General features: G+C 59.8%; 15 protein-coding genes. 11 read left to right on the top strand and 4 right to left on the bottom strand.

The window, feature by feature from the left end:
* The 11 genes from nuoI (at position 1) to ABWV42_RS02300 (ending at position 11,249) form a co-directional block, all read left to right on the top strand.
* Positions 1-495 carry an NADH-quinone oxidoreductase subunit NuoI gene (gene nuoI / locus ABWV42_RS02350; protein ID WP_255105362.1) on the top strand — a complete coding sequence of 165 codons (495 nt, stop codon included), beginning with the start codon at positions 1-3 and terminating at the stop codon, positions 493-495.
* Entirely contained in the window at positions 492-899 is a 408-nt protein-coding gene (locus tag ABWV42_RS02345; RefSeq protein ID WP_353338728.1) for a carboxymuconolactone decarboxylase family protein, read from the top strand. Before nuoI ends, ABWV42_RS02345 begins: the two co-directional genes overlap by 4 nt.
* Positions 896-1,504 carry an NADH-quinone oxidoreductase subunit J gene (locus ABWV42_RS02340; protein ID WP_255105365.1) on the top strand — a complete coding sequence of 203 codons (609 nt, stop codon included), beginning with the start codon at positions 896-898 and terminating at the stop codon, positions 1,502-1,504. Before ABWV42_RS02345 ends, ABWV42_RS02340 begins: the two co-directional genes overlap by 4 nt.
* Before the next feature lie 37 nt (positions 1,505-1,541).
* Positions 1,542-1,847 carry an NADH-quinone oxidoreductase subunit NuoK gene (gene nuoK / locus ABWV42_RS02335; RefSeq protein ID WP_255105368.1) on the top strand — a complete coding sequence of 102 codons (306 nt, stop codon included), beginning with the start codon at positions 1,542-1,544 and terminating at the stop codon, positions 1,845-1,847.
* Between the two features lie 6 nt (positions 1,848-1,853).
* Positions 1,854-3,995, top strand: a complete 2,142-nt coding sequence (nuoL, locus tag ABWV42_RS02330; protein ID WP_353338727.1) for an NADH-quinone oxidoreductase subunit L — start codon at positions 1,854-1,856, stop codon at positions 3,993-3,995.
* Complete coding sequence (locus tag ABWV42_RS02325) at positions 3,995-5,542, top strand: NADH-quinone oxidoreductase subunit M (RefSeq protein ID WP_353338726.1); 1,548 nt, start codon at positions 3,995-3,997, stop codon at positions 5,540-5,542. The genes nuoL and ABWV42_RS02325 overlap by 1 nt, the downstream gene beginning before the upstream one ends.
* A gap of 15 nt (positions 5,543-5,557) precedes the next feature.
* Positions 5,558-7,006 (top strand): NADH-quinone oxidoreductase subunit NuoN, encoded by a 1,449-nt coding sequence (nuoN, locus tag ABWV42_RS02320; protein ID WP_353338725.1) that lies wholly within the window; start codon positions 5,558-5,560, stop codon positions 7,004-7,006.
* A 96-nt stretch (positions 7,007-7,102) separates the two neighbouring features.
* Positions 7,103-7,855, top strand: a complete 753-nt coding sequence (locus ABWV42_RS02315; protein ID WP_353338723.1) for a biotin--[acetyl-CoA-carboxylase] ligase — start codon at positions 7,103-7,105, stop codon at positions 7,853-7,855.
* Between the two features lie 19 nt (positions 7,856-7,874).
* Positions 7,875-8,651 carry a type III pantothenate kinase gene (locus ABWV42_RS02310; RefSeq protein ID WP_255105381.1) on the top strand — a complete coding sequence of 259 codons (777 nt, stop codon included), beginning with the start codon at positions 7,875-7,877 and terminating at the stop codon, positions 8,649-8,651.
* Entirely contained in the window at positions 8,648-10,315 is a 1,668-nt protein-coding gene (locus ABWV42_RS02305; protein WP_353338721.1) for a ribonuclease J, read from the top strand. The genes ABWV42_RS02310 and ABWV42_RS02305 overlap by 4 nt, the downstream gene beginning before the upstream one ends.
* Positions 10,316-10,406: 91 nt before the next feature.
* Positions 10,407-11,249, top strand: coding sequence for a HalD/BesD family halogenase (locus ABWV42_RS02300; protein ID WP_353338720.1), 843 nt, complete (start codon positions 10,407-10,409; stop codon positions 11,247-11,249).
* Between the two features lie 31 nt (positions 11,250-11,280).
* On the opposite strand, the gene ABWV42_RS02295 is transcribed toward ABWV42_RS02300, so the two are convergent.
* The 4 genes from ABWV42_RS02295 to ABWV42_RS02280 all read right to left on the bottom strand — a co-directional run bounded on the left by ABWV42_RS02295 (position 11,281) and on the right by ABWV42_RS02280 (position 16,197).
* The gene (locus tag ABWV42_RS02295; RefSeq protein WP_353338719.1) at positions 11,281-12,654 is read right to left on the bottom strand and encodes a DEAD/DEAH box helicase; all 1,374 of its coding nucleotides are present in this window, start codon (positions 12,652-12,654) and stop codon (positions 11,281-11,283) included.
* Positions 12,655-12,816: 162 nt separating this feature from the next.
* Positions 12,817-13,791: a glycosyltransferase family 2 protein gene (locus ABWV42_RS02290; RefSeq protein WP_353338718.1), complete on the bottom strand. Its 975-nt coding sequence runs from the start codon at positions 13,789-13,791 to the stop codon at positions 12,817-12,819.
* The gene (locus tag ABWV42_RS02285) at positions 13,788-14,543 is read right to left on the bottom strand and encodes a hypothetical protein (RefSeq protein ID WP_353338717.1); all 756 of its coding nucleotides are present in this window, start codon (positions 14,541-14,543) and stop codon (positions 13,788-13,790) included. The genes ABWV42_RS02290 and ABWV42_RS02285 overlap by 4 nt, the downstream gene beginning before the upstream one ends.
* A 46-nt stretch (positions 14,544-14,589) precedes the next feature.
* Positions 14,590-16,197: a peptide chain release factor 3 gene (locus tag ABWV42_RS02280; protein ID WP_255105396.1), complete on the bottom strand. Its 1,608-nt coding sequence runs from the start codon at positions 16,195-16,197 to the stop codon at positions 14,590-14,592.
* Positions 16,198-16,310: the final 113 nt, after the last annotated feature.

Here is a 16,310-nt window from a genome sequence, read left to right as displayed (position 1 = left end):
ATGGCGAATATCGATTACAAACGCGCCGCAGGCTACTTCCTGCTCAGCGATTTCATCGGTGGCTTCAAACTGGGCCTGAAGTACTTCTTCGCGCCCAAGGCCACGATCAACTATCCGCACGAGAAAAACTATCTCTCGCCGCGCTTCCGTGGGGAACACGCCCTGCGCCGCTATCCCAACGGGGAAGAGCGATGCATTGCGTGTAAACTCTGCGAGGCGATCTGTCCGGCACAGGCGATCACCATCGATGCGGAACCGCGCGAAGACGGCAGCCGCCGCACCACGCGTTACGACATCGACATGACCAAGTGCATCTACTGCGGTTTCTGTCAGGAAGCCTGCCCGGTGGACGCAATTGTTGAAGGCCCGAACTTTGAATTCGCAACCGAAACCCGCGAAGAGCTTTTCTATGACAAGGAAAAGCTGCTTTCGAACGGGGAACGTTGGGAAGCCGAGATCGCGCGTAACATCGAACTGGATGCGCCGTACCGATGACCGATAAGACGAACCCTTTTGAAGCGATGATCCAGCAGGCACAGGAGATGGCCAAGGCCATGAATCCTGCGCTCGAGTCCTTCACTCCGAAGGGGTTCGAGAACCTGTGGCCGACGATGCCCAAGGACATGATGGAAATGTTCTTTGGCAACACGCTGAACAAGGACGGGCTTGATGCGAAAACCCGTCTTCTGCTGACGCTGGCGGCCCTGACGGTTCTGGGTGCGCAAGCCGACGCACAGATCAGAATGACCGTGCGCCACCTCATCGAGGCGGGCGCCACGAAACAAGAAATTGTCGAGACCATCGGCCAGATGTCGATGTTCGCAGGCATCCCCGCCATGACCCGCGCCCTGGAACTTGCGCAGGATGTCCTGGCCGACCAAGAGGAAAGTGACACATGACCATCGCAGCGCTGGCCTTCTATCTGTTTGCGATCTGCGTGATCGCCGGCGGGCTGTTCACCGTCATCAGCCGCAACCCCGTACACTCGGTTCTGTGGCTTATCCTGGCCTTCCTGTCCTCGGCGGGACTGTTTGTCCTGCTGGGTGCAGAATTCGTCGCCATGCTTCTCATCATTGTCTACGTCGGTGCCGTTGCGGTGCTGTTCCTGTTCGTGGTGATGATGCTGGATGTCGACTTTGCCGAGCTGAAAGCGGGCATGGCACAATATCTGCCGCTTGGCCTTCTGATCGGTGTGGTTCTTCTCATGCAACTGGGCATGGCCTTTGGTGTGTGGCAGGCCTCGGACGTCGCCGAAGCACAGCGCGCCGCCGTGACGCCCGAAGGTGTCGAGAACACCGCCGCCCTAGGCCTTCTCATCTACGACCAATATTTCCTGCTGTTCCAACTGGCAGGCCTGATCCTTCTGGTGGCCATGATCGGTGCCATCGTTCTGACCCTGCGCCATCGCAAGGACGTCAAGCGTCAGAACGTGCTCGAGCAGATGTGGCGTGATCCGGCAAAGGCCATGGAACTGAAAGACATCAAACCGGGGCAGGGCCTTTAATGGCCCGCCTCTGGAAGAATAAGACCGAGGGACGAACATGATCGGACTTGAACATTATCTAGGGGTGGCAGCGACGCTGTTTGTCATCGGTATCTTTGGCCTCTTCCTGAACCGGAAGAACGTCATCATCCTCCTGATGTCGATCGAACTGATGCTGCTTTCCGTCAACATCAACCTGGTCGCTTTCTCGAGCTTCATGAACGATCTGGTCGGGCAGGTGTTCACCCTGTTCGTTCTGACCGTTGCCGCGGCAGAGGCCGCGATTGGCCTGGCGATCCTGGTCTCGTTCTTCCGCAACCGCGGCACCATCGCGGTGGAAGACGTCAACGTAATGAAAGGCTGATCGGCAATGGAAAAGATCATTCTATTCGCACCGCTTGTCGGCAGCCTTATTGGCGGCTTCGGCTGGCGCTATATCGGGGAGAAGGGCGCGCAATACGTCACGACCGGGCTTTTGTTCCTGGCCTGCGCGCTGTCGTGGATCGTGTTCCTGACCCACGGGCCGGAAACCCAGCACATCCATATTCTCGACTTCATCCGCTCGGGATCGCTTGATACCTCGTGGTCGATCCGTCTGGACCGCCTGACCTCGATCATGCTGATCGTTGTCACCTCGGTTTCGGCGCTCGTGCACCTCTACAGCTTCGGCTACATGGCGCATGACGAGAACTGGAAAGAGGGCGAGAGCTACAAGGCGCGCTTCTTTGCCTACCTGTCGTTCTTTACCTTTGCTATGCTGATGCTGGTGACCTCGGACAACCTTGTTCAGATGTTCTTTGGCTGGGAAGGCGTGGGCGTCGCGTCCTATCTGCTGATCGGCTTCTACTACAAGAAACCCTCGGCCAATGCGGCGGCCATCAAGGCGTTTGTCGTCAACCGCGTGGGTGACTTTGGTTTCGCCCTGGGTATCTTCGGCCTGTTCTTCCTGACCGACAGCATCAACTTCAACGATGTCTTCGCGGCCGCACCGGCGCTGGCGGAAACCCAGCTTCACTTCTTGTGGACCGAATGGAACGCGGCAAACCTGCTGGCCTTCCTGCTGTTTGTTGGCGCGATGGGTAAATCGGCCCAGCTTCTGCTGCACACCTGGCTACCGGACGCGATGGAAGGCCCGACCCCTGTTTCGGCCCTGATCCACGCCGCAACCATGGTGACCGCGGGCGTCTTCCTTGTCTGCCGCATGTCGCCGCTGATGGAATACGCGCCCGAAGCCACGGCCTTTATCACCTTCCTTGGTGCCACCACCGCGTTCTTTGCCGCGACCGTGGGCCTTGTTCAGAACGACATCAAACGCGTGATCGCATATTCGACCTGTTCGCAGCTTGGCTACATGTTCGTAGCGGCGGGCGTCGGTGTCTATTCGGTTGCGATGTTCCACCTGTTCACCCACGCCTTCTTTAAGGCGATGCTCTTCCTGGGCGCCGGTTCGGTGATCCACGGTATGCACCACGAACAGGACATGCGGAACTATGGCGGCCTGCGCAAGAAACTGCCCTATACCTTCTGGGCGATGATGATCGGGACGCTTGCCATCACCGGTGTTGGCATTCCGCTGACGCATTTCGGTTTTGCCGGCTTCCTGTCGAAAGACGCAGTGATCGAAAGCGCCTATGCAGGCACGGCGGGCGGCTATGCCTTCTGGATGCTGGTCATCGCGGCGCTGTTCACCTCGTTCTACTCGTGGCGTCTGATCTTCCTGACCTTCTATGGCGAGGCACGTGGCAACAAGCACACGCATGACCACGCGCATGAAAGCCCCAAGGTTATGCTGATCCCGCTGGGTGTTCTTGCCCTGGGGGCGGTGTTCTCGGGTATGCTGTGGTACTCGTCCTTCTTTGGCGACAACGTGAACAAGTTCTTTGGCATCCCCGGTGGCGATCACCATGCCGAAGCCTCGGAGCACGGTGATGATCACGCCAAGGCAGACGATCATGGCGACGACCACGCCAAGGCGGATGATCACGCACATGATGACCACGCGGCCAAGCATGACGATCCGGCGTACAAGCCGGTCATGGCCGCGCATCACGGTGAAGCTCCGCAGGGCGCGATCTTCATGCACCCCGACAACCATGTTCTGCATGACGCGCACTATGTCCCGAAATGGGTCAAGCTGAGCCCGTTCTTTGCGATGATCATCGGTTTCGTGGTGGCCTTCTGGTTCTACATCGTGAACCCGGCACTGCCGAAGCGTCTGGCCGAAGAGCAACGTCCTCTCTACCTGTTCCTGCTGAACAAATGGTACTTTGACGAGATCTATGACGCGATCTTCGTGCGTCCGGCGATGGCCCTTGGCCGCTTCTTCTGGAAGCGCGGCGACGGCAACGTCATTGACGGCTTCCTGAATGGCGTGGCGATGGGCATCGTGCCCTTCTTCACCCGCCTCGCTGGCCGAGCCCAATCCGGTTACATCTTTACCTATGCCTTTGCCATGGTGATCGGCATTGTTGTCCTGATCGCCCTGATGACGCTCAGCGGAGGAGCGCACTAATGAACGACAGCCTGCTCTCCCTTGTGACCTTTATTCCCGCGCTGGCGGCTGTGATCCTCGCAGTCTTCCTTCGTGGGGAAGAGGCAGCGGCGCAGCGCAACGCGAAATGGGTTGCGCTGGTGGCGACGGTGATCACCTTCCTGGTGTCGCTGTTCATCCTGGCAGAATTCGACGCCTCGAATACCGGCTTCCAGTTCGTCGAAGAACGCGAATGGCTTCTGGGCCTGAAGTACAAACTGGGTGTTGACGGCATCTCGGTTCTCTTCGTGATGCTGACAACCTTCATGATGCCGCTGGTGATCTGGGCATCCTGGGGCGTTGAAAAGCGCGTGAAGGAATACATGATTGCCTTCCTGCTGCTTGAAACCCTGATGCTCGGCGTGTTCATGGCGCTGGACCTGGTGCTGTTCTACCTGTTCTTCGAAGCAGGCCTGATCCCGATGTTCCTGATCATCGGCATCTGGGGCGGCGCCAACCGTATCTATGCGTCGTTCAAGTTCTTCCTCTACACCTTCCTCGGCTCGGTTCTGATGCTGGTGGCGATGGTGGCGATGTTCGCGGACGCGGGCACCACCGACATCCCGACCCTGATGAACCACCAGTTCGGCTCGGAAAGCTTCTCGGTGCTGGGTATCCACATCGTCGGCGGTATGCAGACGCTGCTGTTCCTGGCGTTCTTCGCATCCTTCGCGGTGAAAATGCCGATGTGGCCGGTGCACACCTGGCTGCCTGACGCACACGTTCAGGCGCCGACGGCTGGCTCGGTTGTTCTGGCGGCGATCCTGCTGAAGATGGGCGGCTATGGCTTCCTGCGCTTCAGCCTGCCGATGTTCCCGGTCGGCTCGGCCGTGATGACCGATCTGGTGCTGTGGATGTCGGCCATTGCTATCGTCTACACCTCGCTGGTGGCGATGGTTCAGGAAGACATGAAAAAGCTGATCGCCTATTCGTCGGTTGCGCATATGGGCTATGTGACCATGGGTATCTTCGCGGCGAACCAGCAGGGGATCGACGGTGCGATCTTCCAGATGCTGAGCCACGGTTTCATCTCTGGCGCGCTCTTCCTTTGCGTGGGCGTGATCTATGACCGTATGCACACCCGTGACATCGACGCCTATGGCGGTCTGGTGAACCGGATGCCGGCCTATGCGCTGATCTTCATGTTCTTCACCATGGCCAACGTCGGTCTTCCCGGCACCTCGGGCTTTGTGGGCGAATTCCTGACCCTGATGGGGATCTTCCAGGTCAACACTTGGGTGGCTCTGGTGGCAACCTCTGGCGTGATCTTCTCGGCGGCCTATGCCCTGTGGCTTTATCGCCGCGTGGTCTTTGGCGACCTGATCAAGGAAAGCCTGAAGGCGATTTCGGACATGACCGCCCGTGAGAAGTGGATCTTTGCGCCGCTGGTGGCGATGACCCTGATCCTCGGTGTCTACCCGTCGCTTGTTACCGACATCATTGGCCCCTCGGTCGAGGCGCTGATTTCCAACTACGAAACCGCTCTGGCAGGTGCCCCGATTTCGGGCACCCAGATGGCATCGCACTAAGGAGAGCTTGAGAAAATGATCCAGGCTGATCTGAATATTATCCTGCCGGAAATCATTCTGTCGATCTACGCGATGATTGCGCTGATTGCGGCGGTGTATACCGGCAAGGACAAGCTGGCGGGTATGCTGGTCTGGTTGACAGCGGGTGTCTTTGTCCTGGTTGCCGCATGGATCGGCATGTCGGGCGAGGGTGCCAACAGCGCCTTTGGCGGCATGTTCCAGGACGACGGCTTCTCGCGGTTTGCCAAGGTGACCATGCTTCTGGCCGGTGCCGCGGTGCTGGTGATGGGCCAAGACTACATGGCGCGTCGCGGCATGCTGCGCTTTGAGTATCCGCTGCTCGTGACCCTGTCGATCGTCGGCATGATGGTCATGGTCTCGGCGGGCGACCTGATGGCGCTTTACATGGGCCTCGAACTGCAATCCCTGGCCCTTTACGTCGTTGCGTCGATCCGTCGTGACAGCGTGAAATCGACCGAAGCCGGTATGAAGTACTTTGTTCTGGGCGCGCTTAGCTCGGGTCTGTTGCTGTTCGGCTCGTCGCTGGTCTACGGTTTTGCTGGCACCACGACTTTCGCGGGTATCATCAATGCGGCGGGAACCGGTCATGTTTCGCTTGGTCTGCTGATCGGTCTGACCTTTGTTGTGTCCGGTCTGGCATTCAAAGTGTCGGCGGTTCCATTCCACATGTGGACGCCGGACGTTTACGAAGGTGCGCCGACCCCGGTGACCGCGTTCTTCTCGACCGCGCCCAAAGTGGCGGCGATGGGTCTTTTTGCCCGCGTGCTGCATGACGCCTTTGGTGGTGTTGTCGGCGACTGGCAGCAAATCATTGCCCTGCTGTCGCTCCTGTCGATGTTCCTTGGTGCGGTGGCCGCGATCGGCCAGACCAACATCAAACGCCTGATGGCTTATTCGTCGATTGCGCATATGGGCTATGCCCTGATGGGTCTTGCGGCCGGTACGGCCTTTGGTGTGCAGGCGCTGCTGATCTACATGGCGATCTACGTGACCATGAACGTCGGCACCTTTGCCTTTATCCTGAGCATGGAAAAAGACGGCCAGCCGGTGACCGATATCAACGCTCTGAACATGTATTCGAAGCGCGAGCCGGGCAAGGCGCTGGCGGTTCTGGTTCTGATGTTCTCGCTGGCCGGTGTTCCGCCGCTGGTCGGGTTCTTCGGCAAGTTCTATGTGTTGCGCGCAGCCTATGACGCGGGCCTTGCATGGCTGGCGATCCTTGGTGTTGTCGCCTCGGTGATCGGTGCCTTCTATTACCTGCGTATCGTCTTCTACATGTACTTTGGTGAAGAGGGGGACAGCCTCGACAAGAACAAGTCGCCGGTGCTGTGGGCTCTGCTGATGGGCTCGGCAGCTGTGATCGGTCTGGCCTGGCTGCCGGGTCTGAACCTGCTTGGTCTTGAAACCATGGCACAGTCGGCGGCAACTGCGCTGCTGAACTAAGCATCCAACATCACCTGAAATTCGGAGCGCGCCCTTTCGGGCGCGTTTCTTTTTGGGTATGTGCCTTTGAACACGAGATTTCCAAGAGGTGCGGGCATGAGCGATTGGCCCACGGGATACAGCAAGCGGATACTGGACGAGGTGGATAGCACCAACGCCGAGGCCGGACGCATTGCGCCAACATTGACCCAGCCGGAATGGATTCTCGGACTGCGCCAGACCGCCGGACGTGGGCGGCGGGGACGTGCGTGGCGCGACCCACAGGGCAACTTTGCGGGGACACTCGTGATGCGGCCCGCCGAGCCACCAGACCGGATGGCCTTGCGGTCTTTCGTGGCCTCTCTGGCGCTTTACGATGCCTTTGTTGCCGCAACTGGGCGGACGGATGCCTTTACGCTCAAGTGGCCGAACGACGTTCTTTTGAACGGGCGCAAGGTGGCGGGTATTCTTCTTGAAAGCGCCGGGTTTGCCGGTGGCATGGTCAGCCACATCGCCATTGGCATTGGGATCAACCTCGCGCAGGCACCGGACGCCGAAACCCTTGAAAGCGGTTCGGTCGCGCCGGTCTCGCTGTTTTCGGAAACCGGCGTCAAGATCACGCCCGAAGCCTTTCTTGACCTCTTGGCACCGGCCTATGCGCGCTATGAAGAGCAGTTCCGCACCTACGGGTTCGAGCCGATCCGCACCGCATGGTTGGCCAAGGCGGCCAGGCTGGGAGAGGTGATCACCGCAAGGACGCAGCGTGATGAAACCGTTGGGACATTTGAAACAGTGGACACTGACGGCAATCTGGTGTTGAAGACCCCGAAAGGGTCTGTCGCCATTGCTGCGGCGGATGTATTTTTCTGACAGCCCAAAGGGGACACGTATGCTCCTGGCCATCGACTGCGGCAACACGAACACGGTTTTTTCGATCTGGGACGGTGAGAAGTTCCTGTGCACATTGCGGACCTCGACGCATCATGCGCGGACGGCGGACGCATACTTCACCTGGTTCTCGACCCTGATCAAACACTATGAAATTGATCTCGACATCACCGATGTGATCATTTCGTCGACCGTGCCGCGTGTGGTTTGGAACCTGCGGGTGTTTTCGGATCGGTTTTTCAACTGCCGTCCCCTTGTTGTCGGCAAGCCGGAGTGCTTGTTGCCCTGTGAGGCCCGCGTAGATGAAGGCACGATTGTTGGCCCGGACCGCCTTGTGAACACCGCCGGTGCATTTGATCGGTATGGTGGCGATTTGATCGTGGTCGACTTTGGCACGGCGACAACGTTTGACGTTGTTTCCGCGGATGGCGCCTATATCGGCGGGGTGATTGCGCCGGGTGTGAACCTGAGCCTCGAGGCACTGCACAATGCCGCAGCCGCCCTGCCGCACGTCGACATTGCCAAGCCGCAGGCCGTGATCGGCACCAATACCGTGGCCTGCATCCAATCCGGGGTGTTCTGGGGCTATGTCGGTCTCGTGCGCGAGATCTGTGAACGTATCAAGGCCGAACGCGAACGGCCCATGAAAATCATCGCGACAGGTGGCCTTGCGCCGCTCTTTCAACAGTCGGTCGACCTTTTCGACAGCTTCGAAGAAGACCTGACCATGCACGGCCTGACCGTGATCCACAATTACAACAAGGAACACACCGCGTGAGCAGCGAACGATTGATCTACCTGCCCCTTGGCGGGGCGGGTGAAATTGGCATGAATGCCTATGTCTATGGCTACGGAAAACCGGGCGAAGAGCGTCTGATCCTCGTCGATTTGGGGGTGACCTTTTCCGACATGGACACCAGCCCCGGCGTTGACCTGATCTTTCCGGACATGTCCTGGCTGATTGCCAACAAGGACCGTCTTGAGGCGATCTTCATCACCCACGGTCACGAAGACCACGTGGGTGCCGTTGGCCATTTCTGGGAGCAGCTTGGTGCGCCTGTCTATGCGCGGGCCTTTACCGCGGCGCTTGCCCGGCACAAGATGTCGGACCGCGGTGCGCCAGAGGCCGAGGTGCTGACGGTGTCGGCCTGGCCCGAAGTCACCAAGGTCGGCCCGTTCTCCGTCGGGTTCCTGCCCGTAAGCCATTCGATCCCCGAAAGTGCGGCGCTGGTTATCGACAGCCCCGCAGGGCGGGTGATCCATTCTGGCGACTTCAAGCTGGACACCAACCCGATTGTGGGCGAGCCGTTTGATGCTGAGTTGTGGACCGAGGTCAGCAAGGATGGCGTCAAGGCGCTGATCTGTGACTCGACCAACGTTTTCTCGCCGAATGCGGGCCGTTCGGAAAGCGAGCTGGGCCGTGAGATCGAAGCGCTTATCTCGGCGGCGCCCAATACGGTTGTGGCCACGACATTCGCGTCAAACGTGGCGCGGGTGAAAACGCTTGCCGAAGCCGGTGAGCGGGCGGGGCGTTCGATCTGCCTCATGGGGCGCGCGATGCGCCGCATGATCGAGACGGCGATTGAGACCGGTGTTCTGGACAGCTTTCCCAAGGTGGTCAGTCCTGAAGATGCGCGTGCGATCCCGCGTGAGAACCTGATGCTTCTGGTGACGGGGTCACAAGGCGAACGCCGTGCCGCTGCGGCGCAGCTGGCACGGGGCAAATACAACGGTATCCAGCTGAAGGACGGGGATACGTTCCTGTTCTCGTCGAAAACCATCCCGGGCAATGAACGCGGCGTGATCCGCATCATGAACCAGTTCTCGGAAATGGGGGTCGACGTGGTGGATGACTCGTCCGGCCGCTACCATGTGTCCGGCCACGCCAACCGCCCCGATCTTGAGGCACTGCAGGACATCGTGAACCCGCAGATGGTGATCCCGAACCATGGTGAACACCGCCACTTGCGCGAACATGTCAAACTGTCGAACAACCGTGGTCGTGCGTCCATCGTCGCGGTGAACGGTACGATGCTGGACCTCTCCGGCGATGAACCGCGCGTCGTCGACTATGTCGAGACAGGCCGGACCTATCTGGATGGCGCGGTGAAGATCGGCGCTCTGGACGGGATCGTCCGCGATCGTATCCGCATGGCGTTGAACGGGCACCTTGTTGTGAACGTGATCCTTGACGAAGACGATGAGCCGCTGGGTGAAGCATGGTGCGAAATCAAGGGCTTGCCAGAGCAGGGGCGCAGCTTTGCGCCGCTGATCGACGTTCTGGAAGAAGACCTGACCCAGTTCCTTGGCCGCGCCAGCGAAAAAACCCTGGCGAATGATGACAAGCTTGAGGAAGAGCTGCGTCGCATTGCTCGCAACACCTGTAACGATGAAATCGGACGCAAGCCCGAGGTCACCGTGATTGTCAGCCGTCTGAGCTGAACGCAGGTTCGCGACACGATTTCGTCGAAAACACGATAGATCGCGCAGGCGTCTGCGCGGTCGGATGGGGCATTGCAAGGGAGGAGATGCCGTGACCCATGTTGCAAGCGACTTGATTGATCTCGACCGCTATCCCATTGATCGGGACTGTGAGGCCCGCGATGCCCTGATCAAGAGCGTGCGGGCCGATCTGGCGCGGGACGGTTGCGCGGTGATCAAGGGGTTCCTGACCCCCGAAGGGGTCGAGGCCCTGCGCCGGGAGGCAGATCAGGTGGCCGACAAGGGCCATCGCAGTTTCAACCGCACCAACGCCTATTTCACGCAGGATGATTCCAGCCTGCCAGAGGATGATCCGAGACGGCAGTTCTTTGATCGCTCGAATACCTTCATTCCGGCGGACAATTTCCCGGCCGATGGGCCGCTCCGCTGTGTTCATGACAGCGCTGGGTTTGACGGGTTCATTCAGGATTGCCTGCAGGAAGAGAACTTCTTCCGCTATGCCGATCCGCTGGCGGATGTGATCGTGAATATGGCCGAAGAGGGTAATGGCTTTCCCTGGCATTTCGATACCAACAACTTCACCGTGACGCTGGCAATCCAGAATGCCGAGGAGGGCGGGGCCTTTGAATACGCGGCCGCGATACGGGAAGAAGGCGAGAACTTTGAGGAAGTGAGCCGTGTGCTGGCGGGGACGTCAGATCGGGTGACCGTGCTGGAACTGGAACCGGGTGATCTGCAGTTGTTTCGCGGCCGGTATTCGCTCCATCGGGTTGCCCCTCTCAAAGGGCCAACCCGCAGATATGTCGCGATTTTTTCCTATGTGGAAGAGCCGGACATGGTGGGCTCGCCGGAACGCACAAAGCAGCTTTATGGCCGTGTGTTGCCAATCCATCTTGAGCGCGCAGGGCTGCGCGCGGACAGCTATCTGGACTAAAAAAACGGACGCCCGAGGCGTCCGTTTTCAATTAGCTTGCGCGGCGTTCGTCGAAGCTCAGCGCGATGAAGCTGGGCATGTGATCGCCCATGCCGACCACGGGTTCGTCGCGGCCACGGCCACCACCGCGCGAGCGGTTGGAGCCGGAGCGCGACGACGATCTGTTCTCGTCCCGCTTGGTGCTCTTGGTTTCCTTGGCAGGTTTCGGTTCCTTGGGCGCTTCCGCCTTTTCCGCCCTTGGTTTGCGGGCAGGCGCCTCGACCTTGACCTCAACGCGGGTGATCTGCTTCTGGATCAGCGTTTCGACGGCATCGAAGGCCTTCTCGTCACGTGGCGAGCAGATGGTGAAGGCCTTGCCTTCGCGGCCCGCGCGACCGGTGCGGCCAATGCGGTGTACGTAGTCTTCGGCGTGGCCGGGAACATCAAAGTTGAACACGTGGCTCACGCTGGGAATGTCGAGGCCACGGGCCGCCACATCGGATGCCACGAGGAACTGCAATTCACCGCTGCGGAAGGAATCGAGGGTCTTCATGCGCTGCGACTGATCCAGATCACCGTGGATCGGGGCGGCGTTGAGGCCGTATTTCTTCATGGATTTCGCGCAGATATCCACGTCGGTCTTGCGGTTGCAGAAGATGATCGCGTTGGTGCAGGTTTCGCCCTCACGCTTGATCAACTCGCGCAGAACGCGGCGCTTTTCACTGCCTTCGCGATCGCGGCGCGAGGCTTTGAACATCACGACACCCTGTTCGATGGTTTCCGACGCTGTGGCCTGACGGGCCACTTCGATGCGGGCAGGCGCGGACAGGAAGGTGTTGGTGATGCGTTCGATCTCGGGGGCCATGGTGGCCGAGAAGAACAGGGTCTGACGGGTGAAAGGCGTCAGCGAGAAGATGCGCTCGATGTCGGGGATGAACCCCATGTCGAGCATACGGTCCGCTTCGTCCACCACCATGACCTGAACGCCGGTCAGCAGCAGCTTGCCGCGTTCGAAATGGTCGAGAAGGCGGCCGGGGGTGGCGATGAGCACGTCAACGCCACGGTCGATCAGCGCATCCTGTTCCTTGAAGGAGACACCGCCGATCAGCAGCGCCTTGGTCAGTTTCAGGTGCTTGGAATAGGTATCAAAGTTCTCGGCAACCTGTGCGGCCAGTTCCCGCGTCGGGCACAGAACGAGGCTGCGCGGCATACGGGCGCGGGCGCGGCCGCGGGCCAGAAGGGACAGCATGGGAAGCGTGAAGCTTGCGGTCTTGCCGGTGCCGGTCTGGGCGATACCCAGCACGTCCTTGCCCTCAAGCGCAGGAGGAATCGCTCCGGCCTGAATTGGGGTCGGGCTTTCGTATCCCGTTTCGCTGATCGCTTTCAGCACCTTCGGGTTGAGGTTCAGGTCAGAGAATTTTGTCATGCGTATCCGTGGTTTACGGACACGATTTGGCCCGTAGCGACTGATGTGGGTCGGACCCGGATGGTCCCGTGGTTGATCACATGTATGACCCACGCGCGCGTTGTAGCCCAAAGCCTGTCTCGGGTCAATCAGAGCGGGGGAAACGCTTTGTTTTCCGCCCGCTTAGCGCGTTTTCTGCCAGTCCGGGAAATGGGCCTCGCGCAGGGTATCGAGATCAAGCCGGAATTCCCGCAACAGGTTTCGCTCGCGCAGACCGGAAATCAGGGTGGGCCGCGCAAGGCAGATTTCGTCGAAAAAGGCGCGGATGGCCTCGTCCCCGCCAGTCTCGCGCAAAGTGGTAAACAACTGGTGGAGAGAGAGGCCGCCGAACTCTGACGGGCGCACGGGTTTGAGTTCGGCGCGGTAGGAGCCTTTCTCGTGGCGGTAGTCGAAGTGGCGCTGCCAGTCCTGCCAGCTTTTGACGTGGATGTGGCAGAGGTCGATCCCGTCGAGCGTGACGCGCGGGCCGACTTCGTCATTGCCGCGCATTCCGCGATGGATGCGGAATTGCAGGGGCTGCAGGCCGGTGCGCAGGAGGGTTTTGCCCAATGTGTGGCTGATGAAACCGCCGCGCACGTAGTGACCGAAATCGGGGTAGAGCGCGGCTTCCATCTTTTCGCGGGCGGCGGTGTCGGGCACCCAGGCCTTGGCATAGGTCGTTGACGGATCAAGATCGGCCATGCCCTCGCTGGCAAGTGCCTCGGCAGGCGCGACGCGAGCGGCTGCGATGCCGTTTTCGACGCGGCCAAGGAGCTGATCCAGAGGGTCGTCCGTCGGGCAGAGCAACTCGTCAACGTCAATGTGACCGAGCCAGTCCAGGCCGAATTCCGGTGCCATTTCATAGGCCTGTGTGGCGTTGTGGGTCTGACGGGGCTGGTGCTTTTCGGGTTTGCGCCCAACAGTCCCGCGCCAATATGCACCGTCGGTGCGGGTGACGGTGACCTGTGGATGGGCCTCAAGGGCGGCCTGCGCCTTGGGGTTCTGATTGTCGAGATAGATGAAGAGGTGATGCGCGCCCTGATCAAGGTGATAGGCGACAAAGTTCAGCACCTCCTTGGGGGGTGCCTTGATGGTCGAAACAAGGCCCCAGCGCGTCACGAGTTGTCCTTGAGCTTGAGATAGACTTCTTTCATGCGCTTGAGACGCCGGAAAATGCCGCCGTGATCGTGGTTGAGCTCTTCCATGAGATGGTTGGCGAGGGGCGCGATGCCGGGGTCGGTCATGGCCAGTTCCCAGACCGGCGCAAGGATATTGGCATCAAGCCCGCCCCAGCGCAGCGAGAACGGATCCATCAGGAGGGGCAGCTTGGCCTTGATCTTGCGGGCAAAACCATAGGGGGTCTGCGGGTCGAAACCGCTGTAGAGACGCTCGTATTCATAGAGCTTCATCATGCCGAACAACATGCGCATGGCCTGTCCGACCTGGCGCTGGACGTCGGTGTTGCCATGGTCGGCGAAGGTACTGACGGCCGAGACTTTCCAGCGGATATCAAGGGCTTCGATCAGGTGTTCATGCTCCTCGGCCCAGATGCGGAGGAACAGTGGCGCGGTCTGCTCGGGCGCGTCGGATTTGCGCAGGTTCGAGATCAGCAAGGCGTTGAGATAGGCGAGCTCGGTATTGCCGATGAACTCTTCGGCGATGGCGCGGCGCTTGGTGGCCCAGGACGAGCGTTTCTCGCCCTTTTGTTTCTTGGTGGCCGCCTCGGTAACGATTGTTGCCTTCAGCGGGGCCAGATCGACATCGAGGGGCGGCAGGGTTTCTGCGCCGAAATCAAAGGGCGCACGGCGGCTGTTGTGCCGCTCGGACAGCGTTGCCAAGCCGCCGGGATAGGTAACATTTTCACTGCTCATGCCGCATGATTGCACGGGGGGCGACCCCGTGCAATTGCGCTTTGACCTAGACCGCCATTTCCTTGGTCGCGGTCAGTTTGACATCGGGATAATCGCGCACGACGCGGTCGATGTCCCACTGGAGGCGGGTGAGGAACACCACGTCGCCATCATGGTCATAGCTGATGTGCTGTTTGTTCGAATTTACAAATTTATCAATGGCTTGCGTGTCTCCGCTTGCCCAGCGGGCCGAGGTGAACTGCGACTGTTCGAAGCGCACGGGCAGGCCGTATTCCATCTCGATCCGGCTGGCCAGAACCTCGAACTGAAGCGCGCCGACGACGCCGACGATAAAGCCGGAACCGATCATCGGTTTGAACACCTTGGCGGCGCCTTCCTCGGCGAATTGCATCAGCGCCTTTTCAAGGTGCTTGGCCTTCATCGGGTCGCCTGCGCGGATGCCTTGCAGGAGTTCCGGTGCGAAGGAGGGAATACCTGTAGCACGCAAAGCTTCGCCTTCGGTTAACGTATCGCCAATGCGCAGCTGGCCGTGGTTGGGAATGCCGATGATGTCGCCGGCCCAGGCCTCTTCGGCCAGTTCGCGATCGGAGGCGAGGAACAGCACGGGGCTCGAGATCGCCATCGGCTTCTTGGTCCGCACATGGGTCAGTTTCATGCCGCGTTTGAAGTGACCCGAGGCGAGACGGACAAAGGCAACGCGGTCGCGGTGCTTGGGGTCCATATTGGCCTGCACCTTGAAGACAAAGCCGGAAACCTTTGTTTCATCAGGAGAAATCTGGCGCGGTTCGGCGCTTTGCGGTTGCGGTTCGGGGCCGTAGTTGGCGATGCCATCCATCAGTTCCTTGACGCCGAACGAGTTGATGGCCGAGCCAAACCAGATTGGGGTCATGTGACCTTCGAGCACGGCTTGCGGATCGAGTTTCGGCAGGAGTTCGCGGGCCATCTCGACCTCTTCCTGCAATTGTTCAAGCAGGTGAGCGGGCACGTGTTCCGCCAGCTTGGGATCATCAAGCCCTTGAATTTGCACGGTTTCCGCGATGACGTTGCGGTCTGCGCGGTCCATCAGTTCAAGACGGTCGTTCAAAAGGTCGTAGCAGCCGACGAACTCGCGGCCGACGCCGATCGGCCAGGAGGCCGGGGTCACGTCGATGGCGAGGTTTTCCTGAATTTCATCAATGATCTCAAAGGTGTCGCGGCTCTCGCGGTCCATCTTGTTACAGAAGGTCAGGATCGGCAGGTCGCGCAGGCGGCAGACTTCGAACAGTTTCTGGGTCTGGCTTTCGACACCCTTCGCCCCGTCGATCACCATGACCGCAGCGTCAACCGCCGTGAGCGTGCGATAGGTGTCTTCCGAGAAGTCCGAGTGGCCGGGGGTGTCGACGAGGTTGAAACGGAACTCTTTGAAATCAAACGACATTGCCGATGCGGAGACCGAAATGCCGCGATCCTGTTCCATCTTCATGAAGTCCGAGCGCGTGCGGCGGGCTTCGCCCTTGGCGCGCACCTGGCCAGCCATCTGGATCGCGCCACCGTAGAGAAGGAACTTCTCGGTCAGCGTGGTTTTACCGGCATCCGGGTGCGAGATGATCGCAAAGGTGCGGCGGCGGCCAATTTCTGGCGGCAGATCGGGGCGGTTTGATGAAACGTCAAGCATGCGCACGCATATAGAAGGGCCGGGGCGGCGGCGCAATATGGCTGTCGGTGCCACGTCGGTATTACGTCGGTATTGCGGAGGTGCGCCTGTCGGCGCCCCGGCGTTCACCGGGA

Origin of the sequence: Pelagimonas sp. KU-00592-HH (genome assembly GCF_040369695.1) — a bacterium.
GTDB lineage: Bacteria > Pseudomonadota > Alphaproteobacteria > Rhodobacterales > Rhodobacteraceae > Shimia.
This window is presented reverse-complemented; position numbering and strand designations above follow the sequence as displayed.